The sequence below is a fragment of the Bradyrhizobium sp. Ghvi genome (assembly GCF_900115265.1).
Lineage (GTDB): Bacteria > Pseudomonadota > Alphaproteobacteria > Rhizobiales > Xanthobacteraceae > Bradyrhizobium.
Window position 1 is genome coordinate 54,991 of record NZ_FOVU01000002.1, and the last position, 25,096, is coordinate 80,086.

Below are 25,096 nucleotides of genomic sequence, written 5' to 3' on the forward strand. Positions count from 1 at the left end.
AGGTCTAGGGAGCCCGCCGGCTGACCGCGAATGAGGTCAGATAGCCAGCGATGTCCTGGGGATCAAAAGCCGGTCCGGCAAAGGCACCGACTGGGGCACTGGCCTGCCCCTCTCCGCTATGTCCGAGGGCAGCGTCGTAGAGGTCCGGCCGGAACACGGCCATCGCGGTCTTGAGGGCCTCTGTGCTCAGCGCTGTCTGTCCCCAGCGCACCATCTGCGCGCAAAGCCAGGCGGCCTGGACCGGGTCCGGGCGCCCCGCTCCTTCGCGTCCGACCAAGAGATAGCGGCCGCTCTCGCGCACCGTGCCCTCGGGTGAGATCTTCAGTCGCCCGGTGAGCGAGCGTTGGATCACCTCGGCATCGACACCAAGCCGCTCGGGCTGCGCCAGGATCTGCGCCGCCTCGCTCAGGTTCTCCGGGCTCTCGATAAACTCGGCCGCCTTGACCGCCGCGCGGACCAGCGCAGCGACCACGTCCGGATTCTTGTCGGCCCAGACCTGGCGGACCGCCAGCACCTTCTCGGCCGCGCGCGCCAGGATGTCGGAAACGAAATGCAGGATGTGGCCGACGCCGAGATCGACCGCAATCGAGTTCCAGGGAGCGCCGACGCAGAAGGCATCGACATGGCCGCTTCTGAGGCTGTCCACCATGTAGGGGGGCGGCAGCACCACCAGACGGACGTCCTCGTCGGGATCGACGCCGGCCGCAGCCATCCAGAACCGCAACTGGTAATTGTGGGTCGAGAACGGAAACGTCATGCCAAAGGTCAGTGGTTCGGCACCTAGCTTGCGCCTGCTGGCAACGACCTTCGCCAGCGCTCTTGCCGTGGCAAGCGGATCGAAGCGGTCGCCATCGATCTCTTCCATCAGCGCCGCGTGGAGCGCCGGCGAGACCGTGATCGCATTGCCATTGATGCCGAGATTGAAGGGCGCTGCGATCGGCACCTTGACGTGGCCGAGGCCGAGTGAGGACGCGATCGCCACCGGCGCTAGCAGATGGGCAGCGTCGAACAAGCCGATATTGAGCTTGTCGCGAACGTTGGACCAGGAGACCTCGCGTACCAGCTCGACTTCGAGCCCTTCGGCCGCGGCAAAGCCCTTGTCGACGGCGACGATCAAGGCGGCGGCATCGACCAGCGGAATGAATCCGATGCGGAGGGGACCGGTCATTTCAGCATCTCCGACGCGGTGATGATCGATTGGGCGATCTCGCCGATTTTCTTCTTCTCGCGCATGGCGGTGGAGCGCAGCAGCACATAGGCCTCGTCCTCGGTGAGACCCTTGACCTTCATCAGGATGCCCTTGGCCTTCTCGATGATCTTGCGATCCTCGAGCTGCGACTTGGTCCGCTCCAGTTCCTCCTGCAATTTGGCGAAGGCGTTGAAGCGCGACACGCAGAGGTCGAGGATCGGCTTGATGCGCTCCTTCTTCAGCCCGTCGACGATGTAGGCAGACACGCCCGCCTCGACCGAGGCCTGGATCGAGGCTGAATCGCTCTGATCGACGAACATGGCAATCGGCCGCTTCACGGCGCGGCTGACCTGGAACATCGCCTCCAGCACGTCGCGGCTCGGGTTTTCCAGATCGATCAGGATGATATCGGGATCCACCGCATAAATACGGGCCAAAAGGCTCTGCATCTCGCGGATATGAACGACCTCGGTGAATCCAGCCTCCCGCAACCCCTCTTCGAGGATCGCAGCCCTCACAGGGCTTTCATCGACAATCACAATTTTGGGCGACTGGTCGGCGCTCATGGCTCACTCGCGGCAGGTGATTCATCCATAGCACGCCGGAACGCCCTGCAAAGGGTTGTAATTATGGGCAATTGGGACTAGCTGAGGCCGGTCAATCAGGCAGATTTGGATATGGATCAGACGGCTGCGCCCAAGGTCAGCTTCGTGTCACTCGGGTGTCCCAAGGCATTGGTGGATTCCGAGCGCATCATCACGCGTCTGCGTGCTGAGGGGTATGAACTCGCCCGCAAGCATGACGGGGCCGACATCGTCATCGTCAACACCTGCGGCTTCCTCGACAGCGCCAAGCAGGAGTCGCTCTCGGCGATCGGCGATGCCATGGCCGAGAACGGCAAGGTGATCGTGACGGGCTGCATGGGCGCGGAACCCGAGCAGATCGAGCAGGCCTATCCCGGCGTGCTCTCGATTACGGGCCCGCAGCAATATGAAAGCGTGCTCGATGCCGTGCATCGCGCGCTGCCGCCGGCGCATAATCCGCATCTCGACCTGGTGCCCCCGCAGGGCATCAAGCTGACGCCGCGGCACTACGCTTACTTGAAGATCTCCGAAGGCTGCAACAACCGCTGCACCTTCTGCATCATCCCGAAGCTGCGCGGCGACCTGGTCTCGCGTCCGGCCAATGACGTGCTGCGCGAGGCCGAGCGGCTGGTCGGCGCCGGCGTCAAGGAGTTGCTTGTCATTTCGCAGGACACTTCGGCCTACGGCGTCGATCTCAAATATGCCGAGAGCCCGTGGAAGGACCGTCAGGTCCGCGCGAAGTTTTTGGATCTCGCGCGCGAACTCGGCGAGCTCGGCGCCTGGGTGCGGCTGCAATATGTCTACCCCTACCCGCATGTCGACGAGGTCATCGCGCTGATGAACGAAGGCAAGGTGCTGCCCTATCTCGACATCCCGTTCCAGCATGCGAGCCCCGAGGTGCTGAAGGCAATGAAGCGCCCGGCCGCCCAGGACAAGACGCTGGCGCGCATCAAGCGCTGGCGCGAGGAATGTCCTGATCTTGCGCTGCGCTCGACCTTCATCGTCGGATTCCCCGGCGAGACCGATTCCGACTTCGCTTATCTGCTCGACTGGCTCGATGAAGCCGAGATCGATCGCCTCGGCTGCTTCAAATACGAACCGGTTGCGGGCGCGACGTCGAATGCAATCGGCAATCCCGTGCCCGAAGAGATCAAGCAGGAGCGCTACAACGCGCTGATGGCGCGCCAGCAGAAGATCTCGGCGCGCCGGCTGAAGCGCAAGGTCGGCACCCGCCAGCAGATCATCATCGACGAGATCGGGCCGACGGTGGCCAAGGGCCGCTCCAAGGCGGATGCGCCGGAGATCGACGGCGCGGTGTATCTGACGAGCCGCCGTCCCTTGCGCGTCGGCGAGATCGTCACCGCCAAGATCGACCGCGCGGATCAATACGATCTGCACGGTAGCGTCGCGGGTTTTTGAGGTTCTCCGTCATTGCGAGCGTAGCGAAGCAATCCAGAGTCCCTCCGCGGAGACAGACTGGATTGCTTCGCTACGCTCGCAATGACGCTGTGGATGGAGTCACACCAGCCATTTTGGCACCCAGCGCTCCGGGCGAGGCGCGCGGGCGAGATCGGCCTTGGCTTCGGAGAGCAGCGCGGGCGCGCCGTCGATGGTCGGGCGCACGTCGTATTCGAAATTCGGCATGACGCGGCCATCGGCGTAGAGGCCGAACTTCATGACGTACCAAAGACCCAGTTCGGGCTGCGCGCGGCGCATCTCCTCGCGCAGGTCGCGCAGCAGGGATTCGATCGAGGCGGCTTCCTCGAACGGCCGCGGGCCGTCCGACAGCACGCGCGCTTCGTATTGCTTGCCTGATATCGCGACCTCGAAATGCGTCTTGTCCCAGGGCTGCTTGCCCTTCGGCAGATGCGCGGCGAGCCGCCAGCCGAGCTCGGCCATCAGGCGATGATTGGCCCAGTATTCCTCGCGGTCCCGGCTCCACTTTTCGACGAAGCCGCGGAAATCGGGCAGCTCGGATGTACCGTCCTCGCAGGCAGCAGCCTCCCCGATCGGCCGCCGCGCAAGCCACTGCGCGAGCTCGCCCGTCTGGGGCTCGACCTCCTCGTGCGGTCGCAGATCGTGCCAGGCCTCGTCGAATTGCTGTGAAGTCAGTTTTGCCAGCAGCGCGTCGAGGGACGGCGCAAGCAGCTCATAATCACCCTCCGAGCCCAACCCCACGATCGGCGGATCGTCGCGGTCGAGACCGGCGCGGTACCAGCCGCCGATGGCCGAACCATCAGGCAGGCGCATGAACAGCGCGAAGCGGTCGCGCAAGGGACCCCCGTCGAAGATCGGGGCCTGGTCTGAAAACTGGCCCTGCAGCGAGAAGCAGCCGACGCTGCCCCAGGGGCGTCCGTTCAGCCAGCCGGCGAAATCCAGCAGCAAAGGCGGCGCCTCGATGCCCGGCGGAAACGCGCCGCGGATGCTGTCGAGGTCGATCGGGTATGGCGTGTCGGACAAGGCTGAAAACTATCTTGATGGTCCCGCCCCTTTTGGTCTGCCCCTGCTGGCCTCCGGTTCGAACCAATTCACGTCCACCGATCACAAACGCGCTAGAGGCGTGTTGGTTTCTGCGCAGCAAACAAATGACTTGAGGACGCAGAAGAAGCGGCTCATTCCGCCTGAGCAATGCACGCTCGGCGGGTGTTGCCCAAAACACCCGCTTGACAAGCCCCGCCCTTCGGCTGTACGGACGCGCCCCATGATCAACGCCCGGACCAACCTGCGCACCGCAATGCTCCGTCGTCGCTGCCGCGACGATGAGAGGGTGCGCCATGTCCGACGACGCCGCTGAACCACTGAATTCAGCTGAAGTTCTCGAGAAGGCCGCACCCGCAAGGTGCGGCCTTTCTGCTTTTTGCGCCCCTTTTTCACCCGTCTCCAGAGGAGTTCGACATGACGACGCATCCGTATGACGCGCTGATGGACATCACCGCACGGCCCAAGACCGTGTTCGTCCGCGGCGCCGGCTCCTACCTCTGGGACGACAACCGCAAGCGCTATCTCGACTTCGTGCAGGGCTGGGCCGTCAACTGCCTCGGCCATTCGCCGCCAGCGGTGGCGGACGCACTCGCTTCGCAGGCCAAGCGGCTGCTGACGCCGAGCCCGGCCTTCTACAACGAGCCGAGCCTCAAGCTCGCGAAGGCGCTGGTCGAGAACAGCGCCTTCGACCAGGTGTTCTTTGCCAATTCGGGTGCCGAAGCCAATGAGGGCGCGATCAAGCTCGCGCGCAAATATGGCAGCCTGCACAAAGGCGGCGCGTTCGAGATCATTACGTTCGAAGGCGGCTTCCACGGCAGGACGCTGGCGACGATGTCGGCCTCGGGCAAGAAGGCGTTCGAGCCGCTGTTCGAGCCGAAAGTATCCGGCTTCAAGAAGGCCAAGCTCAACGACATCGCCTCGGTCGAAAAGCTGATCAACGACAACACTGTCGCTGTCATGCTCGAGCCGATCCAGGGTGAGTCAGGCGTGTGGCCGGCTAGCGATACGTTCCTGCAGCAGTTGCGCGCGCTCACGGAGGCGCACGGCCTGCTGCTCATCTTCGACGAGATCCAGACCGGCATGGGCCGGACCGGAAAACTCTTCCACTATGAGCACGCCGGCATCGCCCCTGATATCATGACGCTCGGCAAGGGCATCGGCGGCGGCGTGCCGCTCGCGGCTCTGCTCGCGACCGAACGCGCCTCCTGCTTCGAGCACGGCGACCAGGGCGGCACGTTCAACGGCAATCCGGTCATGTGCGCGGCAGGGCTTGCGGTGCTCGAGGAGGTCAGCAAGCCCGCATTCCTGAAGCAGGTCATCGAGACCGGCCTGCTGCTCGAAAGCGAGTTGCAGAAGGTCTCGGCGCGGCACGGGCTCGGCGGCGTGCGCGGACGCGGGCTGCTGCTGGCTCTCGATCTCAAGCTGCCGATCGCGCCCGCCATCGTCGCGCAGGCGTTCGAGTCCGGCGTGCTGCTGAACGCACCGCAGCTCGACGCCCTGCGCTTCATGCCCGCGCTGAACGTCGCGAAGGCAGAGATCTCGGAGATGATCGACTGCCTGGATGGGATTTTGGCCAAGGCCGGCGCGGCACGGCGCGTGGCTTAAGCGGTGCCGTGCCCCGGACGCAGCGCAGCGCCCCTTCGGCGGTGCGCTGCAGAGCCGGGCCCATCTCTCACAATCATCGTCGCCGCTGGGTCCCGGCTTTGCACTGCAACTAGCGCGTTGCAGCTTGTCCGGGACACGAGAGCGGACGATGACGGACGACCTACGGCTTCAAGATCGACGCACCCGTCGTCTTGCGGCTCTCGAGATCGATATGCGCTTTCGCGGCATCCTTCAGCGCATAAGCGTGGTTGATCGGAACGTGCAGCTTGCCGTTGATGACGGCCGAGAACAGCGTGTCGGCGCCTTCCAGCAACTCCTTGCGCGTGCCGATGTAGTCGTTGAGCTTCGGCCGCGTCGCAAACAGCGAGCCGTGATTGTTCAGCTCGGCGATCGAGAACGGCGGCACCGGGCCCGAGGCATTGCCGAACGACACGAACATGCCGCGCGGCTTCAGGCATGACAGCGAACCGGGGAAAGTGGCCTTGCCGACGCCGTCATAGACCACGTCGCACCCCTCGTTGCGGCTGATCTGCTTCACGCGCGCGACGAAGTCCTCCTCGTTGTAGAGGATGACGTGATCGCAGCCATTGGCTTCGGCAAGCTCGGCCTTCTCGCGCGAGCCGACCGTGCCGATCACATGCGCCCCTAACGCCCTCGCCCATTGGCAGGCGAGCAGGCCGATACCGCCGGCGGCGGCATGGATCAGCACGCGATGATGCGGCTCGACCTTGAAGGTCTTGTGCAGGAGATACCAGACGGTCAGGCCCTTGAGCATCAGCACGGCACCCTGCTCGTACGTGATGTGGTCGGGCAGCTTGACCAGCTTCTCCCAGGGGATGTTGCGCTCGCCGGTGTAGGCGCCGAGATTTTGGTAATAGGCAACGCGGTCGCCGGGGTGGAAATGCGTCACGCCCGGCCCGACGGCAACGACCTCGCCCGAGGCCTCGTTGCCGGCAATGAAAGGCAGCCCCGGCGCCTTGTAGAGACCGGTGCGATAGTAGACGTCGATGAAGTTCAGGCCGACCGCATGCTGGCGGACGCGCACCTCGCCGGGGCCGGGCGCCGGGACCTCGACGCTCTCATAGACCAGGGCATCGGGGCCTCCGACCTTGTGGACACGGACGGCTTTGGTCATCACCTGACCTCCTCTTCTTCAAGGCTGAGCGAAGACAATCGCGACTGCCTTGTCAACTCGACGCCAGCAAGAGCCTCTACATCGGGGAGTTGCCGGCTTTCCTGCGGTTACGCTTGGCCAGCACGTTGAAGAACTCGACCGCCGCAGAGAACGCAATTGCAAAATAGATGTAGCCGCGCGGGATGTGGAATTTGAATCCGTCCGCGACCAGCGCGACGCCGATCAACACCAGGAACGCCAGCGCCAGCATCTTGGTGGTGGGATGCTCGGCAACGAATCGCGCCACCGGTCCCGACGAAATGTACATGATCAGGCAGGCGATCACGACGGCCGCGATCATGATCTCGAGGTCCTGCGCCATGCCGATCGCGGTGATGATGGAGTCCAGCGAGAACACGATGTCGATGACGACGATCTGGACGATGACCCAGAAGAACGCGCTGCCGACGCCCTCCTTCTTCCCCTCGCCGTCATCTGCCTCGACCTCGGCATGGATCTCGTGTGTCGCCTTTGAAATCAGGAACAGGCCGCCGCCGATCAGGATCAGGTCACGCCAGGAGAAATCGTAGCCTGCAAGCGAAAATACCGGCGCTGTCAGGCCGATCAGCCAGACCAGCACGCTGAGCAGGATGATCCGGAAGACCAGGGCCAGCGCGAGCCCGATCTGGCGGGCGCGATGGGCCTGCTTCTCCGGAATGCGCGAGACGATCACCGACAGGAAGATGACGTTGTCGATGCCGAGCACGATCTCGAGCGAGGTCAAGGTGAGCAGCGCGGCCCAGGCCTCGGGGCTGGTCAGAAGATGCATCATGCGAAAGATCTCGCCAGGCGGATCATTGCGTCGCTGAAGGCGATCCACAGCGCGATTGCGCATAGCGCGACCGTCACGCCGGTGCCGACGTGAAAATCCATCTCCAGCGCGTAGAAGGCGAGCAATCCCCACAGCACGATCAGCGCCATCGTCAGCCAGCGCAGCCGCACGACGCGAACCGGATGCAGCACGTGGAACGGCACGAAGGTCAGCACCACCAGCCCGGCGACCAGCAGCGTCGACGACAGCGGCGGCCAGTGCAGCAGAAACAAATAGAACGCTGCCGCATTCCACAGCGCCGGAAAGCCGCGAAAATGATTGTCGTCCGCCTTCATGCGCAGATCAGCAAAGTATAATGCGCTGGTGACGATGATGGCGATGCCGAGCACCGGTGCGGCGACCGGCAGCAACATGCCGCTCGCCACGATCGCATAGGCCGGTACGAACACATAGGTGACGAAATCGACCACGAGGTCGAGCACGTCGCCCGACCAGTTGGGCTGCACGTTCTTGACGTCGAGCAGGCGTGCGATCGGCCCGTCGATCGCATCGATGATCAGGGCGACACCCAGCCAGCCGAACATCGCGGCCCAGTGCTCGCGCACCGCCTCCAGCATCGCCAGCAGCGCGATCGCCGCGCCAAAGGCGGTGAAGATGTGCACGGAAAACGCCGCGGCACGGATCACGGGCCTCGGCTTGAGGGAATCCTCTTGGCTATCCATCTGTGTATCCATCGGCTTCTGCTACCAGAAAGGGACCGGTTTGCACATCCGCCGACGCGGCATTGCGCCGCGCTATCAGTCATAAAAATCAGGCAAAATAGGTGGCTTGAATTTACCGCAGGGCGTGTCAAATGTCGTTCCATGACAGACGCATCGACACTCTTTGACGCAAGCGTTATCGGCGGCGGACCGGCGGGCCTTGCGGCGGCGATTGCATTGGCGCAGCGAGGGGCGCGCACCGCGCTGGTGGCGCGGCGCCTGCCCTATGCCGACAACAGGACGACTGCGCTGTTGGGCGCTTCCGTTGATCTCTTGGAAAGCCTCGACGTCTGGCCGCGCTGCAAGGACAAGGCGGCTGGCCTCGAGGTGATGCGGCTTGTCGACGATACCGGCCGGCTATTCCGTGCGCCGGAGGTCCGGTTTTCCTGTCACGAGATCGGGCTCGATGCCTTCGGCTACAACATCGACAATCGCGCGCTGATGCTGGCGCTCGAGGCGCGCGCGGCGGAGCTGTCCAATCTCGTCCGTTTCGACGGCGAAGCCGAAAGTGTCGTGATCGAAGCCGATGATGTCGCGATCCGCACGGCGTCCGGACAATTCTTGACCGCGCGGCTCGTGGTCGGCGCCGACGGCCGGCATTCGCTGTGCCGTGAGGCCGCCGGCATTGCGGTGACGCGGCGCGACCTCACGCAGACGGCGCTGACCTTCAACGTCAGCCATAGCAGGCCGCACCGCAACGTCTCGACCGAGTTCCACACGCCGCATGGGCCCTGCGTGTTCGTGCCCCTGCCCGGCAATCGTTCCAGTATCGTCTGGGTTTCAGCCCCCGCCGAGGCGGAACGGCTTCGTGGCCTGAGCGACGAGGAGCTTTCCGTCGCGATCGAGAAGCAGTCGCATTCGATCCTCGGCCGCATGACGGTCGAGCCCGGCCGCAACCTGTTCCCGCTGGCGATCGAGCGTCCGCAGTCGTTCGCGCGCGAGCGCATCGCGCTGGTCGGCGAAGCCGCCCATGTGGTTCCCCCGATCGGCGCCCAAGGTCTCAATCTCGGTCTGCGGGATGCCGCCGACATTGCCCGGCTCGCCGGCGAGGCCATCGCGGCGGGCCAGGATCCCGGCGCAGACGAGGTGCTGAAACGTTACGACCGCGCGCGGCGTCCCGATATTTTGAGCCGGACCTTTGCGATCGATATCGCCAACCGCTCGCTGCTCAACGACTTCCTGCCGCTCCAGCCGGTCCGCGCCGCCGGCATGCACCTGCTAGGTGCCATCGGCCCGCTCCGGCGCTTTGCCATGCGTGAAGGCCTGACGCCGACCTGGCGCCGGTAGTTTGGCGAAAACAGTCCTTACGGAAACGCCAACCGCCCGCTCTGAAGCGCCCACATCACGCTGGTCAGCGTGACCACGGATGCAAACGTGCCGAGCAGCACGGCGACCGAGGCGGATTCGATCCAGGCATCGTTTTGCCTTGCGATCACGAAAACATTCAGCGCCGGCGGCAGCGAGGCCATCAGGATGGCAGTCGCGGCCCATGGCTGCGCGAACGGGCCGAATGCCAGCATCAGGCCAAAGGCCGCGAGCGGATGGATCAGCAGCTTGACCGCGATCACACCGGGCACCTCCCAGGGCACGCGATCGAACGGCCGTAACGCCACCGTCACACCGAGCACGAACAGGGCGGTCGGGGCGGCCGCGTTCTGAAGGAAGGTGATGGTGCGGTCGAGCGCGACCGGCAGTTCGATGTGGAGTGCGGCCACGGCTGCGCCAAAGCACGCCGACATGATCAGCGGGTTGAGCACGATCTGCTTCAGGACGACGCCGAAGGCATGCACGAGCGAGGGATGGTCGCGGTCGGAGAGTTCGACCAGCAGCGGCACGATCGTGAACAGGAAGATGCTGTCGCAGCAGAAGATCAGCGCCGTCGGCGCGGCCGCCTTCGATCCCAGCACCGCGAGCGCCAGCCCCGGCCCCATATAACCGATGTTGCCGTAGCCACCGGAGAGGCCCGCGAGCGTCGCCTCGCGCAGCGTCAGCTTGCCAAGAACCTTCCCGACGAGAAGCGCGATCGTGAACGCGGCAACCGTCGACAGAGTGGTCGCGACCAGGAACGGTGGATTGTTCAATTCCGAAAACGGCGTCTTCGACATGATCGCGAACAAGAGGGCCGGTAGCGACACGTAGAGCAGGAAGAAGTTCATCCAGGCGAGGCCTGATTCCGGCAGGGACTTGACCTTGCCGCAGGCGAAGCCGACGAAAATCAAGCCGAAATAAGGTAACGCCAGATTGAGGATGTCGACCATTGATGAAGTGTTTTCTGAAGATCTGGCGGCTATCTGTCCCGCGGCCGCGGGTTAATTCCCCATAAGGCCACTAGCATCGGCCACAATCCTGGTCTATCGACGGGGCATGATCAAAGCGCGGACAGCCAAGTTCCAAATCGGCCAGGTCGTGCGCCACCGGATCTTCTCGTTCCGGGGGGTGATCTTCGACATCGATCCGGAATTCAACAACACCGAGGAGTGGTGGCTGTCGATCCCGGAGGAGGTGCGGCCTCACAAGGACCAGCCGTTCTACCATCTGCTCGCGGAGAACGCGGAGTCGGAGTACGTCGCCTACGTCTCCGAGCAGAACCTATTGCCCGATGACTCCGGCGAGCCGATCCGGCATTCCCAGGTCGCCGAGATCTTCATCAAGAACAAGGATGGCGGCTACCGCCCGCGCAATCCATCGCTGAACTGAGTTTCGCTGCCGAGAAGCAGCCAGCAAAAAAGGCGCTCGAGGTGAGCGCCTTTTTCATGTCCGGGATCCAGCCCGATTACTTCTGAGCGGTCGGCGGTGCGCCGGGGGCGCCACCCTGCTGCTCGAGCTTCTTGCGCTGCTCCTCAGCCTTCTTCTGAAGCTCTTCCTGCAGCTTCTTCTGGGTTTCCTCGAACACCTTCGGATCGGTCGGCGGACCGTCATAGGCCTTCTGGAATTCGCCGGCGAGCGGCAGCGGCAGGGTCAACGGCGCACCGTTGGCGTTGATCGCCTGCACCACGAGGTTCTGGCCCTTCTTCATGTTGTTGATGAGATCGGGCGTCGCCTCGTAATCCGACATACAACCGTTCTGGAAGCAGATCACATAGGGGCTCTGCAGCGGTGGATTGTTATCGACGATGATGCGGGTGCCGTGCACGAGCTGCATGCCGAGCGGCAGCGTCACGCGCAGGATCTTCTTGGGCTCGCCTTCGGGCTCGATGATCACGGCCGCGATGACCGGCTGACCCGATTCGATACGGCCGTCCTTGCCGGTGAAGCAGACCTGCTTGGCATTGGCGTCCTGGCCCTTGAGGCAGAACTTGGTCCAGGGCGCGTAGATCAGCTGGATCTGCTGATCGGCGGGCTGGCCGCCCTGCGCTGCCGGAGCGCCCTGCTGGGCTGGCGCCTGCTGGGCCTGGGGAGCCGGCGCGGGGGCGGGAGCCTTGGGAGCAGCTTTCGGAGCCGCTTTCGGGGCCGCCTTGGGTGCTGGCGCGGCCGGGGTTTGACCCTGGGCCTCAGCAGCAAACGGGACGACCAACGCCGTCGCTGTCAACAGGGCCAGAAGGCGCCCGCGCGGCCGGACGCACGCGGCCAAATAACGGAAATTCATTGCAGAAAACCCTTTCTGAACGGGAAGTGCCCGAACCGCTCCGAAGCGCCGAACCAAACCGCCTTGGGCGCGGCTCTCTCCCCGTCAATTGAGGCGGATACGTGACGGGCTCGGCGCTCTCCGCGCGATTGCGTGCCTTCTTAACGTGGTCGACGAAAAGATCAATGCCGACAAGCGTCTTTGGCTCTCTCCCGGCAGGCTCGCAGTGAAATCCCTGTGATAAGATTCGGACGCCCCGGTCCTCGAATCAACGTGTCCGAATGTTCATGTTCCAGCGCCTGCTCGAGGGCCCCGTTTTCCCCCTCTGCCGTCTCGCTTTGGTCCCCGCGATCATGGTCCTCGCCTTGGGGCTGTCGGTCAGCGGCGGGCGGGCCGAAGAGGCGCATGCGATCGCCATGCATGGCAAGCCGGCCTTGCCGGCTGATTTCACCCACATGCCCTATGCCAATCCCGACGCTCCCAAGGGCGGCCGGCTGACCTGGGGCATTCTCGGCACCTTCGACAGCCTCAATCCGTTCATCGTGAAGGGATTGGCCGTACAGCCGATCCGCGCCTACGTGGTCGAGAGCCTGCTGGCGCGCGGCCAGGACGAGCCGTTCACGCTCTACGGCCTGCTCGCCAAGACCATCGAAACTGACGACGAACGCAGTTACGTCACGTTCCATCTCGATCCCCGCGCCCGCTTCTCCGATGGAAAACAGGTCACGGCCGAGGACGTGCTGTTCTCCTGGCAGCTCCTGCGCGATCATGGCCGTCCCAACCTTCGCCAGTACTACGCCAAGGTCGCCAAGGCCGAGGCACCGGATCGCCTCACGATCCGCTTCGACCTCGCCGGCGCCAACGACCGCGAGCTGCCGTTGATCCTCGGCCTGATGCCGATCCTGCCGAAGCATGCCGTCGATGTCGCGACCTTCGAGGAGACGACGCTGACCGGGCCGATCGCCTCGGGTCCCTACCGCGTCACCGCGGTGAAGCCCGGCGCCAGCGTGACGCTGACGCGCAATCCCGATTATTGGGGCCGCGATCTCCCTGTCAATCGCGGGCTGTTCAATTTCGACGAGATCCGGCTCGACTATTATCGCGAGGCCAATGGCCAGTTCGAAGCTTTCAAGCGCGGCCTCTATGATTTCCGCGTCGAGAACGAGCCGTTGCGCTGGCATGATGGCTACGATTTTCCAGCTGCCAAAAGCGGCGAGGTGATCCGCGACACCTTCAAGCCCGGCACGCCGTGGCCCTCGGAATTCCTGGTGTTCAACACCAGGCGTCCTGTGTTCGCCGACATCCGGGTGCGCCAGGCGCTGACGCTGCTGTTCGATTTCGAGCTGGTCAACCGCAACTATTTCTTCTCGCTGTATTCGCGAGCCGGCGGCTATTTCGCGGGCTCCGAACTGTCGGCCTATGCGCGGCCTGCGGATCCGCGCGAGCGAGAGCTGCTCAAACCCTTTGGCGCGCGGATTCCCGTAGACATCATGGATGGCAGCTACCGCCTGCCGGTGACCGACGGCTCGGGACGCGACCGCAACACGCTGCGCGCGGCGCTGAAACTCCTGTCCGACGCCGGCTACAATCTGGACGGCACCGTGCTGCGCAACCGCGCGACCAAGGCGCCCTTCACCTTCGAGATGCTGGTGACGACCCGCGACCAGGAGCGCATCGCGCTCGCCTTCCAGCGCGACCTCAAGCGCGCCGGCATCGACGCGAGCGTGCGCGCGGTCGATCCCGTGCAGTTCGACCAGCGCCGGCTGGCCTACGAGTTCGACATGATCCAGAACCGCTGGGACCAGTCACTGTCGCCCGGCAACGAGCAGTATTTCTATTGTGGCAGCGCGGCCGCCGACAATCCGGGCACCCGCAACTACATGGGCGCCAAGGATCCCGCGGTCGATGCGATGATCAAGGCCCTGCTGGAGGCCCGTGATCATACGGAGTTCGTCGACGCAGTACGGGCGCTCGACCGCGCCTTGATGGCGGGCTTCTACACAATCCCCCTGTTTAACGTATCCGAGCAATGGATCGCGCGCTGGAATCGGATAGAACGACCACAGGCCACCGCGCTCTCGGGCTATCTGCCGGAGACTTGGTGGGCGAAGGGTCAGCCTCAAGCCAGTCCAGCGAAGTGACGCCGTGAACCAGCCAGCCGTATCGCCGACGCTCGACACGCTGTTCCAGCGGACGCTGATGCGGCAGCCGCACGCGCCTGCCCTGCTCGACCCCCTCAACAAGTCGCGGATCACCGGCCACCAGCCGCGACGGCTCACCTACGCCGAAGCCGATACCGCCATCGAGGCGCTGTCGGCGCATTTCGTCGAATCGGGCCTGCCGGCCAATTCGGTGATCGCGATCCAGTTGCCCGCGACGGTCGAGTTCGTGCTGACGGTGCTAGCTGCCCACCGCGCCGGCCTCGTGGTCGCAGTGCTGCCGCTGCTGTGGCGACAGGCGGAACTGGCGGCCGCGCTCAACCGCACCGCGGCGCGCGCCATCGTCACCATGAGCAAGATCGACGGCGTCAGCTATTCCGACCTTGCGATGCACGCCGCCGCCGAGGCGTTCTCGATCCGCCACGTCTTCGGCTTCGGTTCTGATCTGCCCGAAGGAATGGCCCCGCTCGACGAGGTGCTGGCGCGTCCGCCCGGCACGACGCGCGCCGTGATCCAGGACGGGCGCAAGGCGGCGATGATCTCCTTCGACGTCACGGCCGAAGGTTTCCGCCCGGTGCCGCGACCACATTTCAGCCTGATCGCGGGGGGGCTCGCGATGTCGCTGGAAGCCGACATCCGGCAGGGCGCGACGGTGATGGCGGCGTTCACGCCGATGTCGTTCGCGGGCCTCGCCTCCTCGCTTGCGGTGTGGCTGCTCTGCGGCGGCACGCTGGCGCTGCATCATCCCTTCGAGAGCGAGGTGCTGGAGCAGCAAGTCAACGAGCATGAATGCGACGTGCTGATCGCGCCGGCCCAGCTCGCTCTGCGCCTCGGCGATTCCGGCCTTGCCGCACGCATGCCGACCTTGCGCAACGTCATCGGGCTCTGGCGCGCGCCCGAGCAGGTGGCAGCCAGCGAGGCCTGGATCGCGCCGCATGCGCCGCTCACGGACGTCTATCTGTTCGGCGAGGCCGGGCTGTTCGGCGTTCGCCGCGGCGAGGACGGCATGCCCGTGGCGGTGATGCCCGGGCCGCACGGCGCCCCGCGCGAGCAGTCCGGCTCCTCCATCGCCGGCGAGATCCTGCTGACGCAGAAGGGCACGCTCGGGCTGCGCGGCCCGATGGTGCCGATCGCGGCCTACGCGCCGCCTCAGCCGGTCGGTGAGACGCTGACGGCGCAGCCGCCGCGCGACTATGTCGATACCGGCTATGCTGCGCGGATCGACCGGGCAACCGGCGCGATCTGCATCACGGCGCCGCCAGCGGGCATCATGGCCGTCGGCGGCTATCGCTTCCTGTCCAACGACCTCCAGGAATGGGCACGCCGGCTCGGCCAGGGTGCGCTGCTGACGGCCCTGCCCGACCGCCTCTCCGGCCACCGGCTCGCGGGCCGGGCCCAGGACAATACAAGGGCGCGCGAGGCGCTCAGCGAACTCGGGCTTAACCCCTTGATGGTCGAGGCTTTTCGCGACCGCTCCGGTCCGGTCTAGGCGCACATTCGCAGGGAACATTGACGCCGTATTAAGGCGGCCGGACTAGATTGCGCAGCATCGATTGCGTGATCAGAGTTTCCTGATGTCCCAGGCGGGCCCGATCCTTTTTGTGTCCAATACCGAGCGCCCCGCCTTCATCGCGGCGCTGGACGAAGCCCGTCTGTTTCCGGTCATCGACAGCGATTGGGCGAGCGCCGTGCGCGCGGTCGAGCAGGTGCAGCCGGCCGCCGTCCTCGCTGCCATGTCCGGCGGCCACGAGCCGCACATCGCTTTGCTCGCCAAGAAGATTGCCGATCGGCCGCTCTATCTCCCGCTGGTCGCGCTGGATGCGCAAGCGTCGCTGCCTCACAACGCCCTGCCCTTCGCCACGCGCGGCAACGCTGCCGAGCGCCTGATCGCACGCCTGCGCGCCGCGCTCCGCGTCCGCACGCTGCACGCCACGGTGCTGCGCCGCCTGCCGGAGGCGAAGGTCGCGCTGCCGGAGAGCGATCCGACGCGTGACGCCATCGTGCTCTTGATCGGCCGCGGCGCCGCGTACCCTGCGCTGTCAGTTGCGCTCGGCGAACGTACCGGCGTCGTCGGCGCGCTCTCGATCGAGGCCGCAGCAAAGCATCTCAACACCCGCGACATCGACGGCGTCGTGCTCTCCGACGGATTCACGCCGCGCGTTACCGACGCCTTCCTCACGGTGCTGGCGGAGGACACCCGCTTCCGCAACCTGCCCGTGGTCGTCACGGCGCACGAGCTCACCCAGAGCTACGACCTGCCCAATCTCGAGCTGATCGCAGGCGAGCCCGCAAAGGTCGCAGCCAACGCGCTGCCGCTCATTCGCCAGCGCGCCATGGAGGCACAACTGAGCCGCACGTTGCGCTCGATCGACGCCCGTGGCTGGCTCGATCCGCGCAGCGGCCTGCTCACGGTCGAAGCCTTCGCCCGTGATTTCGCCAAGGCGGTGGAAGAGACGCTCGCCCGCGGCGGCGGCCTGTCGGTGGCGCGCTTCGCCTTCGACCCCGGCAATCCCCGCGCCCAACTGGATGCCGCGCGTATTCTCAGCCGCCTGATGCGGCAGATGGATTTTGGCGTTGCGCAGAAGGACGGCTCTGTCATCGTGGTGTTCGCCGAAACTGACTTCCGCACGGCGCACATGATCGCCCGCCGCCTGTCGGCGGTGATGAAGCACACGTCTAACGGCAAGCACGAGATGCGCAGCGATCCCGTCGTATCGGTGGATTCGCTGTCGCCGTCGGATACGGCACGGTCGCTGTTGGCGCGGCTGTCGGCGGACGCTTCGAGGGCGGCGTCGTAGCAGCTTTCCTAGGGTGGGTTAGCCGAAGGCGTAACCCACCACTGTTCACATCCGCAGAAACAGAAGAGGTGGATTACGCCTTCGGCTAATCCACCCTACGGCACCCCTCACGCCGCCTTCTTTTTCTGCGCGAGCTGGGCCAGCTGCCGCATGATCTCGGTGGTGCCGGCGAGACGCTCTTCCGGCGTCTCCCAATCCTGGAGGAAGACCACCTTCATGTCGGGCCGCACCTTGGCGGCCTGGCCGTGGCTCTTGATGAACGACACCAGACGGTCGGGATAGGCGAAGGAATTGTCGCGGAAGGTGATGACGGCACCCTTCGGGCCGGCATCGATCTTCTCGACGTTAGCCTGGCGGCAGAACGCCTTGATCGCGGCGACCTTGAACAGATAGCGCACCTCGTCGGGCAGCACACCGAAGCGGTCGCGCATCTCGGCGCCAAAATTCTCGATCTCCTCCTCACTATCGAGGTCAGCCAGACGCCGGTAGAGCGACAGCCGCACGGAGAGATCGCCGACATAATCCTCCGGAATGAGCACGGGCATGCCGATGGTAATGGTCGGCGACCAGCGATCGGCGGCGGGCTCGGCGACGCCGGCCTTGAGGTTGACGATCGCCTCTTCCAGCATCGATTGGTAGAGCTCGAATCCGACCTCCTTGATGTGGCCGGACTGCTCCTCGCCGAGCAGATTGCCGGCGCCTCTGATGTCGAGGTCATGGGAGGCGAGCTGGAAGCCGGCGCCCAGCGTCTCCAGCGATTGCAGCACGGTGAGCCGGCGCTCGGCCTGCGCGGTGATCTTCTGCTGCGCCGGCAGCGTGAACAGCGCATAAGCCCGCAGCTTGGAACGACCGACGCGGCCGCGGAGCTGATAGAGCTGGGCGAGACCGAACATGTCGGCGCGGTGCACGATCAGCGTGTTGGCATTGGGAATGTCGAGACCGGATTCCACGATCGTGGTCGACAGCAGGATGTCGAACTTGCCGTCGTAGAACGCGGTCATGATGTCCTCGATCACGGCAGGCGGCATCTGGCCGTGCGCGACCGCGACCTTCATCTCCGGCACGTTCTTGTCGAGGAAGTCCTTGACCTCGGCGAGATCGTCGATGCGCGGCACCACATAGAACGCCTGGCCGCCGCGATAGCGCTCGCGCAGCAGCGCCTCGCGGATCATCAGGGGATCGTGCGGGGCGACGAAGGTGCGCACCGCCAAGCGGTCGACCGGCGGCGAGGCGATGATCGAGAGCTCGCGAACGCCGGTCAGCGCGAGCTGCAGCGTGCGCGGGATCGGCGTTGCCGACAGCGTCAACACATGCACCTCGGAACGCAGCGCCTTCAGCCGCTCCTTGTGGGTGACGCCAAAGTGCTGCTCCTCGTCGACGATGACGAGGCCGAGATCGCGGAATTTGATGGCCTTGCCGAGCAGCGCGTGGGTGCCGACGACGATATCGACCGAACCGTCGGCGATGCCCTTCTTGACCTGGTTCAGCTCCTTGGTCGCGATCAGGCGCGAGGCCTGCGCCACGTTCACCGGAAAGCCCTTGAAGCGCTCCGTGAACGTCTTGGCGTGCTGGCGTGCCAAGAGCGTGGTCGGCACCACGACCGCAACCTGCTTGCCTTCGAGCGCGACGGCAAAGGCCGCGCGCAGCGCAACCTCGGTCTTGCCGAAGCCGACGTCGCCGCAGATCAGCCGGTCCATGGGACGGCCAAGCTCGAGGTCTTTGAGAGTGGATTCGATCGCGCCGAGCTGGTCCTCCGTCTCGTCATAGGGGAAGCGCGCGCAGAACTCGTCGTAGAGGCCCTGCTGCACCGGCAGCTTGGGGGCCTCGTGCAAGTGGCGCGCGGCCGCGATCTTGATCAGCTCGCCCGCGATCTCGCGGATACGGTTCTTGAGCTTCGCCTTGCGCGTCTGCCAGCCGCTTCCGCCGAGACGATCCAGCTCGACCGTGGTCTGATCCGAGCCGTAGCGCGACAACAACTCGATGTTCTCGACCGGCAGGAACAGTTTTGTTTCGGCGGCATAATGCAGCTCGAGGCAATCATGCGGCGCGCCGGCGACATCGAGAGTCTGCAAGCCAATGAAACGGCCGATACCGTGGTCGACGTGAACGACGATGTCGCCGGCGGTGAGGCTCGTCACCTCCGAGATGAAATTGTCGAGCTTGCGGCTCGCCTTCCGCGGCCGCACCAGGCGGTCGCCCAGAATATCCTGCTCGCTGATGACGGCGATCTCGTCGGTCTCGAAGCCGCTCTCCAGCCCAAGCACGGCGAGCATGGTCTCGTTGCGCGGGGTCGCCTGCACCGTGCGCCAGGCGTTGACGCTGGTGGTGTGAGCCAGCTTGTGGTCGCGCAACATCGAGGTCATGCGGTCGCGCGAGCCTTCGCTCCAGAGCGCGATCACGACCTTCTTGCGTTGGGCCTGCAGCGCCATGACATGGCTGACGACGGATTCGAACACGTTGACGGTGGTGTCGTTACGTTCCGGCGCGAAGTCGCGGCCCTTGCGCGCGCCGGCATCGATGACACTTGTGCCGTCGGTCGGCACCGAGAACGGCGTCAGCCGGATCAGCGGCATATCGCGTTCGCGCTTGGTCCACTCCTCATCTGTCAGATAGAGCCTGTCCGGCGGCAGCGGCTTGTAGATGGCGCCGCCGCCCGGATGCTCCATCGCCTCGCGCCTCGCCTCGTAATAGTCCTGGATCTGCTTGAAGCGCTCGCGGACGGCGTCCTCGGCCTGCGGCTCGATCGCCACGGCCGCCCCTTGCAGATAGTCGAACAGCGTGTCCATCCGGTCCTGGAACAACGGTAGCCAGTGCTCCATGCCGGGATGGCGGCGGCCTTCGCTGACGGCCTCGTAGAGCGCATCGTCGCGCTCGGGCGCGCCGAACTCGGCGACATAGCCCATGCGGAATCGACGGATCGTATCGGTGACGAGCTGGAATTCCGAGATCGGCACCAGATCGAGTGAGCGCATGTCGAGCAGCGTGCGCTGGGTCTCGGCATCGAACGAGCGGATCGACTCCAGGCTGTCGCCGAAGAAGTCGAAGCGCACGGGCTGCTCCAGGCCCGCCGGAAACAGATCGAGGATGCCGCCGCGCACGGCATATTCGCCCGGCTCGCGCACGGTCGACGAGCGGTTGTAACCATTGTGCTCGAGCCAGGCGACGATGGTGTCCATCGGCACGACGTTGCCGGGCGCTACGGAAAGCGCCTGTGCCGCGACGAGCTCGCGCGCGGGCACGCGCTGCACCACGGCGTTCACTGTGGTCAGCACGATCAGCGGCTTGTCGCTGCCGGTGAGCGCGGCAAGCCGCGCCAGCGTTGTCAGACGCTGCGCCAGGATGCCGCCATGCGGCGAGACGCGGTCGTAAGGCTGGCAGTCCCAGGCCGGAAAGGTCAGCACCGGCAGATCGGGCGCGAAGAACTGCAGCGCACGCTCGAGCTGCTGCATGCGCCCGCCGTCGCGGCAGACCACTGCGAGGCTGACCGCCGGCTTCTTTGGTCGCGCGGCAATGGCACGCGCGAGATCGGAGACGACGAGGCCTTCGGCGCCCTCGGCAACGTTGGCGAGCGTCAGCGCGCGGCCGGGCGTGAGCAGCTCGGCCGGAGATTTCATGCCCTGCTTCATACGTTGCTGTCCGCAACCGGAAACGCCTTGATGCGGGCGAACAACGCACCGGCGACATCGGCTGGCAGCAGCTTGTCACCAGTGATGGCGGCATAGAGGTCGGGATCGTTGACTTCGAGTAGGGTCTCGAGCTGCGTCAGCTCGGCCTCGGACAGGTTACCGATTTCAGCGTCCGCGAAGCGGCCGAGGATCAAATCCATCTCGCGCGTGCCGCGGTGCCAGCAGCGGAACAGAAGCCGCTTGCGGCGATCGTCCAAGCCATCGCTCGATCGTGTCGTTCCCGTCATGTCTCACATCCAGTCAAACGCCGAAAGCCCGGACGTGCCGGGCCGGGGTGATATAGCCACTGGAACTGGCTGTGTCAGCCCTTTGTTATTGCAATTGGGGAACCGTCATTGCCGGGCTTGACCCGGCAATCCATCGTCATTGAAAAGATGGATGCGCGGGTCCCTGCTCCGCCAAAGGCTTCGCCGGGCTTTCGATCTCGGGGCGGCGAAGCCTTAGCGAAGACGGCAAGCCCGCGCATGACGAGTGTTGCGAGAATGCGCCCCAGCCTGCTCAATTCGCTGTTTGCTCCCGTGACCAGCCTGCCTGGCGTCGGTCCGAAGCAGGACAAGCTGCTGCAATATCTGCTCAGCCGCAGCGAGACGCCGCGGCTCGTGGACCTGCTGCTGCACCTGCCGAGCCAGGTCATCGACCGCCGCGCGCGGCCGAAGATCCGCGATGCTGTCCAGGGAACCATGGTGACTTTGGAGGTCACCGTCGATCGCCATCGCCCGCCGCCGCCGCGGAATTCCCGTGCGCCCTATCTGGTCTACGCCAGCGATGACACCGGCGATGTCGTGCTGACCTTCTTCCGCGCCAAGCCGGGCTATGTCGAAAAGCTGCTACCTGTCGGTGCGAAGCGCTACGTGTCCGGCACGCTCCAGATGTATGACGGCATTCCGCAGATCGTGCATCCCGACCGCGTGCTGGACGAGGAGGCGATCTCAAAACTCTCAGGGATCGATCCGGTCTATCCCTTGACCGAGGGGCTGGCGCTCGGGTCGCTGCGCCGCGCAATCGCGCAGGCGCTGCTGAAGCTACCCGCACTGCCGGAATGGATCAGCCCGGAGGTGCTGCGCCGGTGCGATTTCCCGTCCGTTACCGAAGCGCTCAATCGCGTGCACCAGCCCGTCGAGCTCACCGACATCCTGCCCGACCAGCGTTACTGGTCCCGCCTCGCCTTCGACGAGCTGCTTGCCGGCCAGCTCGCGCTTGCTCTGATCCGTGCACAATTGCGGCGGCCCGCTGGGGTGCGCAATGCCGGCGACGGCCATTTGCGCAACAAGATCATCGACGCCCTGCCATATGCTCTCACGCCCTCTCAGCGCAGCGCAGCGGCCGCCATCGCTGGGGATCTGCAACAGCCGGTGCGGATGCTGCGCCTGCTCCAGGGCGACGTCGGCTCCGGCAAGACCGTGGTGGCCCTGCTCGCGGCCGCCGCCGCGGCCGAGGTCGGCAAGCAGGCCGCGCTGATGGCCCCGACGGAGATCCTGGCGCGCCAGCACATCAAGACCATCGCCCCGCTCGCCGAGCGTGCCGGCATGCGGGTCGCGATCCTCACCGGCTGCGAAAAGGGCAAGGAGCGGCGCGAGCTGCTCGCGCAACTCGAAGCCGGCGAGATCGACCTGCTCGTCGGCACCCACGCGCTGATCCAGGATGACGTCATCTTCCACGACCTCGCGCTTGCCATCGTCGACGAGCAGCACCGCTTTGGCGTGCGTGAGCGGTTGGCGCTGACGTCGAAGGGCGAAGCCGTGGACGTGCTGGTGCTCAGCGCGACACCAATCCCGCGCACGCTGGTGCTGACCTACTTTGGCGACATGGACATTTCCGAGCTGCGCGAAAAGCCGGCCGGCCGCCAGCCGATCGACACCCGCGCTGTGGCCATGAGCCGGCTCGGCGAAGTCATCGACGGTGTCGGTCGCGCGTTGGAGTCCGGAAAACTCGTCTACTGGATCTGCCCGCTGGTCGAAGAGTCCGAGGCCGAGGGCACCGAGCATCTTACCAACGCGACCAAACGGTTCGAGAGCCTGCAAAAGCGTTTCGGCGAGCGCGTGGGCCTCGTGCACGGGCAGATGAAGGGCACTGAGAAGGACCGCGTCATGGGCCAGTTCGCCGCCCACGAGATCGGCCTTCTGGTCGCAACCACGGTGGTCGAGGTCGGCGTTGACGTGCCGGCCGCCACCATCATGGTGATCGAGAACGCCGAGCGCTTCGGTCTTGCCCAGTTGCACCAGCTCCGCGGCCGCATCGGGCGCGGCTCGGAGGCCTCGACCTGTATTTTGCTCTACAGCGAGCCGCTCGGCGAAATGTCGAAAGCACGCCTGAAGGTGATCCGCGAGACCACCGACGGCTTTCGCATCGCCGAGGAAGACCTGAAGCTGCGCGGCGAAGGCGACGTACTCGGCGTCCGCCAGAGCGGCCTGCCCGGCTACCGCATCGCGCGCTCCGAAGTCCACGGCCAGCTCATCACGCAGGCCCGCGACGAAGCCCTGCGGATCATGAAGGACGATCCGAAGCTGAGGGGCGAGCGCGGCGAAGCGCTGCGGTGCCTTCTGTACCTCTACGAACGCGACGAGGCGATCCCGCTGATTGGGGCGGGTTAGCCCTTCTTGCTCTTCTCGGCAAACGCCTTCAGCAGTTCGGAATCCGTCGCCTCGCCCTTCACATCCTCGGCGAGGTGCTCGAACCAGCGGGCAAAGCCCTCGTAGATCTGGCTGGCCGGATGATCCGGCCCAAGGAAGCCGGAGATCTCCCGCATCTCAGCGACCCAGCGATAGGCCTTAGGAAGCATGTCCGGCAGCGCAACCTCGAGCCGCGCCAGGATGGCAGGCTGGCTCAGCGCGAGCTCGTTGCGCAAAGCGTCTGCTGCCCCCGCCTTCGTCGCCGCGACCACCATGGCCGAGCCGATCCCGGCGAGACCCTTGACGATGCCCGCATAAGACATTTTCAGCGCGGACGCCGCGCCGACAGGGCCGTCGACGATCCGGACGTCGAGGCCGAAATCCTTCAACACCGCGACGCTCTTGGCGTGCTCGCCCGACACGTAGAAAGCCGGGCTCTTGCCGCCGGGCTGCGGCGGAAAGCCGATGATGCCGCCATCGACGAACGGCGCTTGCGCCGAGCCGATGATCTCCTCGATCCGGCGCACCGTGTCGACGTTGACGGCATTGCAATCGATGACGACCGGCTTCTTCGCGCGCTTGACGATCAAAGCGGCCAGCCGCTCGGCCAGCGCCACCGCCTCGCCCGGCGGCACGATCGACAGAATGATGTCGGCGTCAGCTATCACATCGTCCTCGGCGCCGATCATGCCGGCGTCCGCCGCGCGCTTCAATGTCGCCTCGCTGCGTCCCTTCAGCGAGGTCAGTACGCGCGCACCGTTCTCGCTGAGGCGGCGGGCCACCGCGCTGCCCATGGCACCAGGGGCGAGAATCGCAATGGTCTTGGACATCGGGACACTCCAGTTTCGAATTCCAAGCGCTACGCTCAGTTCGACCGGAAGAATAGCAGAGGACGCGAATGCCTGCGTGACCTCAGGCCATCTCGCTGCGGAATAGCTCTACTCTGCCTTTGCAGGCTCGGGCCTGAGCGTGGAGGCGTTGGCAATGCGCGCAGCGTTGGCCATGCCCGCGAGCGCGGCGGCTTTCTTCGGGTCTGGCGCCGAGCCGGGCTGCACCACGCCGGCCGACATGATCAGCGTTGCGGCATCCTCGGCACTGAGATCCACCTCGATGATCTTGCTCTTGGGCACGTAGAAGAAGAAGCCGGTGGTCGGGTTCGGCGAGCACGGCAGAAACACCGAGACATGCTCCTCCTGACCCGGCAGGTTGCGGGCGATGTCCTCATTCGGCGATTGCGAGATCAGCACGATCGACCACATGCCGGGTGATGGAAACTCGACGAGACCCACTTTGCGGAAGCTCGAGCCCTTGCCCGAGAACAGTGTCTCGAACACTTGCTTCAGGCCGCGATAGATCGCGCGCACGGCCGGAATCCGGCCGAGGAAAGTCTCGCCGACATCCACCAGCGTACGGCCGATCAGGTTGGCTGCGAGAAAGCCGACCAGCGTCAGCGTGAAGAATGCGACAATCAATCCCCAGCCGGGAACGCCATAGGGCAGATAGGTTTCCGGCCGGTAGGCCAGCGGGACGAATGGCCGCACCACGCCGTCGACCCAAGTGACGAACCACCAGACCAGATACAGCGTGATCGCGATCGGACCGGTGACGACGAGCCCGGTCAGGAAATAATTGCGGAAACGGCCCATCAGGCCGGTATGCGGTTCCGGGGCGGGATCAAGAGGCGCAGGCGCGTCGTCGCGGGCGGTCATTCGG

General features: G+C 65.1%; 20 protein-coding genes. 8 read left to right on the plus strand and 12 right to left on the minus strand.

The genetic code is table 11. The features are described 5' to 3' along the window. Positions 1-4: 4 nt before the first annotated feature. Positions 5-1,168 (minus strand): CmpA/NrtA family ABC transporter substrate-binding protein, encoded by a 1,164-nt coding sequence (locus BM374_RS06910; RefSeq protein WP_092290395.1) that lies wholly within the window; start codon positions 1,166-1,168, stop codon positions 5-7. Then, the gene (locus tag BM374_RS06915) at positions 1,165-1,755 is read right to left on the minus strand and encodes an ANTAR domain-containing response regulator (RefSeq protein ID WP_092290397.1); all 591 of its coding nucleotides are present in this window, start codon (positions 1,753-1,755) and stop codon (positions 1,165-1,167) included. Before BM374_RS06915 ends, BM374_RS06910 begins: the two co-directional genes overlap by 4 nt. Before the next feature lie 111 nt (positions 1,756-1,866). Here BM374_RS06915 and rimO point away from each other — a divergent pair, with 111 nt between their 5' ends. Next, complete coding sequence (gene rimO, locus BM374_RS06920) at positions 1,867-3,192, plus strand: 30S ribosomal protein S12 methylthiotransferase RimO (protein ID WP_092290399.1); 1,326 nt, start codon at positions 1,867-1,869, stop codon at positions 3,190-3,192. Positions 3,193-3,291: 99 nt separating this feature from the next. Here rimO and BM374_RS06925 read toward each other — a convergent pair whose 3' ends face one another. Next, on the minus strand, positions 3,292-4,233 hold the full coding sequence (locus tag BM374_RS06925) for a hypothetical protein (RefSeq protein WP_092290401.1): 942 nt from the start codon (positions 4,231-4,233) through the stop codon (positions 3,292-3,294). Between the two features lie 435 nt (positions 4,234-4,668). On the opposite strand from BM374_RS06925, the gene BM374_RS06930 reads away from it, so the two are divergent. Further along, entirely contained in the window at positions 4,669-5,859 is a 1,191-nt protein-coding gene (locus BM374_RS06930) for an acetylornithine transaminase (protein WP_092290403.1), read from the plus strand. 160 nt (positions 5,860-6,019) lie between these two features. On the opposite strand, the gene BM374_RS06935 is transcribed toward BM374_RS06930, so the two are convergent. The 3 genes from BM374_RS06935 to pcsA form a co-directional block, all read right to left on the minus strand. Next, the gene (locus tag BM374_RS06935; RefSeq protein ID WP_092290405.1) at positions 6,020-6,994 is read right to left on the minus strand and encodes a quinone oxidoreductase family protein; all 975 of its coding nucleotides are present in this window, start codon (positions 6,992-6,994) and stop codon (positions 6,020-6,022) included. Positions 6,995-7,070: 76 nt separating this feature from the next. Next, positions 7,071-7,805, minus strand: a complete 735-nt coding sequence (locus tag BM374_RS06940; protein WP_092290407.1) for a TerC family protein — start codon at positions 7,803-7,805, stop codon at positions 7,071-7,073. Next, complete coding sequence (gene pcsA, locus BM374_RS06945) at positions 7,802-8,527, minus strand: phosphatidylcholine synthase (protein WP_092290409.1); 726 nt, start codon at positions 8,525-8,527, stop codon at positions 7,802-7,804. The genes BM374_RS06940 and pcsA overlap by 4 nt, the downstream gene beginning before the upstream one ends. Positions 8,528-8,668: 141 nt before the next feature. Here pcsA and BM374_RS06950 point away from each other — a divergent pair, with 141 nt between their 5' ends. Continuing rightward, entirely contained in the window at positions 8,669-9,853 is a 1,185-nt protein-coding gene (locus BM374_RS06950; protein WP_092290411.1) for a UbiH/UbiF family hydroxylase, read from the plus strand. 17 nt (positions 9,854-9,870) lie between these two features. On the opposite strand, the gene BM374_RS06955 is transcribed toward BM374_RS06950, so the two are convergent. Next, positions 9,871-10,824: an AEC family transporter gene (locus BM374_RS06955; protein WP_092290413.1), complete on the minus strand. Its 954-nt coding sequence runs from the start codon at positions 10,822-10,824 to the stop codon at positions 9,871-9,873. A 106-nt stretch (positions 10,825-10,930) separates the two neighbouring features. Here BM374_RS06955 and hspQ point away from each other — a divergent pair, with 106 nt between their 5' ends. Further along, positions 10,931-11,263 (plus strand): heat shock protein HspQ, encoded by a 333-nt coding sequence (hspQ, locus tag BM374_RS06960; protein ID WP_092290415.1) that lies wholly within the window; start codon positions 10,931-10,933, stop codon positions 11,261-11,263. A 76-nt stretch (positions 11,264-11,339) separates the two neighbouring features. Here the strand turns inward: hspQ and BM374_RS06965 are convergent, their stop codons facing one another. Continuing rightward, on the minus strand, positions 11,340-12,152 hold the full coding sequence (locus BM374_RS06965) for an invasion associated locus B family protein (RefSeq protein ID WP_092290417.1): 813 nt from the start codon (positions 12,150-12,152) through the stop codon (positions 11,340-11,342). A gap of 260 nt (positions 12,153-12,412) precedes the next feature. Here BM374_RS06965 and BM374_RS06970 point away from each other — a divergent pair, with 260 nt between their 5' ends. The 3 genes from BM374_RS06970 (at position 12,413) to BM374_RS06980 (ending at position 17,088) form a co-directional block, all read left to right on the plus strand. Then, positions 12,413-14,272: an extracellular solute-binding protein gene (locus BM374_RS06970; RefSeq protein WP_092290419.1), complete on the plus strand. Its 1,860-nt coding sequence runs from the start codon at positions 12,413-12,415 to the stop codon at positions 14,270-14,272. Positions 14,273-14,276: 4 nt separating this feature from the next. Next, on the plus strand, positions 14,277-15,779 hold the full coding sequence (locus tag BM374_RS06975) for a class I adenylate-forming enzyme family protein (protein ID WP_092290421.1): 1,503 nt from the start codon (positions 14,277-14,279) through the stop codon (positions 15,777-15,779). 85 nt (positions 15,780-15,864) lie between these two features. Further along, positions 15,865-17,088 (plus strand): hypothetical protein, encoded by a 1,224-nt coding sequence (locus BM374_RS06980; RefSeq protein WP_092290423.1) that lies wholly within the window; start codon positions 15,865-15,867, stop codon positions 17,086-17,088. Positions 17,089-17,195: 107 nt separating this feature from the next. On the opposite strand, the gene mfd is transcribed toward BM374_RS06980, so the two are convergent. After that, positions 17,196-20,714, minus strand: a complete 3,519-nt coding sequence (gene mfd / locus BM374_RS06985; RefSeq protein ID WP_092290425.1) for a transcription-repair coupling factor — start codon at positions 20,712-20,714, stop codon at positions 17,196-17,198. Beyond that, positions 20,711-21,001 (minus strand): FAD assembly factor SdhE, encoded by a 291-nt coding sequence (locus BM374_RS06990; RefSeq protein ID WP_092290427.1) that lies wholly within the window; start codon positions 20,999-21,001, stop codon positions 20,711-20,713. Before BM374_RS06990 ends, mfd begins: the two co-directional genes overlap by 4 nt. A gap of 255 nt (positions 21,002-21,256) precedes the next feature. Between BM374_RS06990 and recG the strand changes: the two genes are divergently transcribed. Further along, positions 21,257-23,365 carry an ATP-dependent DNA helicase RecG gene (gene recG / locus BM374_RS06995; RefSeq protein ID WP_092290429.1) on the plus strand — a complete coding sequence of 703 codons (2,109 nt, stop codon included), beginning with the start codon at positions 21,257-21,259 and terminating at the stop codon, positions 23,363-23,365. On the opposite strand, the gene BM374_RS07000 is transcribed toward recG, so the two are convergent. Together BM374_RS07000 and BM374_RS07005 are read right to left on the minus strand one after the other, a co-directional pair. Next, a complete protein-coding gene (locus BM374_RS07000) occupies positions 23,362-24,213 on the minus strand; it encodes an NAD(P)-dependent oxidoreductase (RefSeq protein ID WP_092290431.1) in 852 nt (283 codons plus the stop codon). The genes recG and BM374_RS07000 overlap by 4 nt on opposite strands. Before the next feature lie 108 nt (positions 24,214-24,321). Further along, on the minus strand, positions 24,322-25,092 hold the full coding sequence (locus BM374_RS07005) for a DUF502 domain-containing protein (RefSeq protein WP_092290433.1): 771 nt from the start codon (positions 25,090-25,092) through the stop codon (positions 24,322-24,324). Between the last annotated feature and the right edge of the window lie 4 nt (positions 25,093-25,096).

Bases quoted from the DNA above. Each gene is read 5' to 3' on its own strand.
- BM374_RS06940 (WP_092290407.1), bottom strand. From the start codon at position 7,805: ATGATGCATCTTCTGACCAGCCCCGAGGCCTGGGCCGCGCTGCTCACC.
- BM374_RS06910 (WP_092290395.1), bottom strand. From the start codon at position 1,168: ATGACCGGTCCCCTCCGCATCGGATTCATTCCGCTGGTCGATGCCGCC.
- BM374_RS06930 (WP_092290403.1), top strand. From the start codon at position 4,669: ATGACGACGCATCCGTATGACGCGCTGATGGACATCACCGCACGGCCC.
- BM374_RS07005 (WP_092290433.1), bottom strand. From the start codon at position 25,092: ATGACCGCCCGCGACGACGCGCCTGCGCCTCTTGATCCCGCCCCGGAA.
- pcsA (WP_092290409.1), bottom strand. From the start codon at position 8,527: ATGGATAGCCAAGAGGATTCCCTCAAGCCGAGGCCCGTGATCCGTGCC.
- recG (WP_092290429.1), top strand. From the start codon at position 21,257: ATGCGCCCCAGCCTGCTCAATTCGCTGTTTGCTCCCGTGACCAGCCTG.
- hspQ (WP_092290415.1), top strand. From the start codon at position 10,931: ATGATCAAAGCGCGGACAGCCAAGTTCCAAATCGGCCAGGTCGTGCGC.
- rimO (WP_092290399.1), top strand. From the start codon at position 1,867: ATGGATCAGACGGCTGCGCCCAAGGTCAGCTTCGTGTCACTCGGGTGT.
- BM374_RS06950 (WP_092290411.1), top strand. From the start codon at position 8,669: ATGACAGACGCATCGACACTCTTTGACGCAAGCGTTATCGGCGGCGGA.
- BM374_RS06915 (WP_092290397.1), bottom strand. From the start codon at position 1,755: ATGAGCGCCGACCAGTCGCCCAAAATTGTGATTGTCGATGAAAGCCCT.
- BM374_RS06965 (WP_092290417.1), bottom strand. From the start codon at position 12,152: ATGAATTTCCGTTATTTGGCCGCGTGCGTCCGGCCGCGCGGGCGCCTT.
- BM374_RS06980 (WP_092290423.1), top strand. From the start codon at position 15,865: ATGTCCCAGGCGGGCCCGATCCTTTTTGTGTCCAATACCGAGCGCCCC.
- BM374_RS06935 (WP_092290405.1), bottom strand. From the start codon at position 6,994: ATGACCAAAGCCGTCCGTGTCCACAAGGTCGGAGGCCCCGATGCCCTG.
- BM374_RS07000 (WP_092290431.1), bottom strand. From the start codon at position 24,213: ATGTCCAAGACCATTGCGATTCTCGCCCCTGGTGCCATGGGCAGCGCG.
- BM374_RS06955 (WP_092290413.1), bottom strand. From the start codon at position 10,824: ATGGTCGACATCCTCAATCTGGCGTTACCTTATTTCGGCTTGATTTTC.
- BM374_RS06990 (WP_092290427.1), bottom strand. From the start codon at position 21,001: ATGACGGGAACGACACGATCGAGCGATGGCTTGGACGATCGCCGCAAG.
- mfd (WP_092290425.1), bottom strand. From the start codon at position 20,714: ATGAAGCAGGGCATGAAATCTCCGGCCGAGCTGCTCACGCCCGGCCGC.
- BM374_RS06970 (WP_092290419.1), top strand. From the start codon at position 12,413: ATGTTCATGTTCCAGCGCCTGCTCGAGGGCCCCGTTTTCCCCCTCTGC.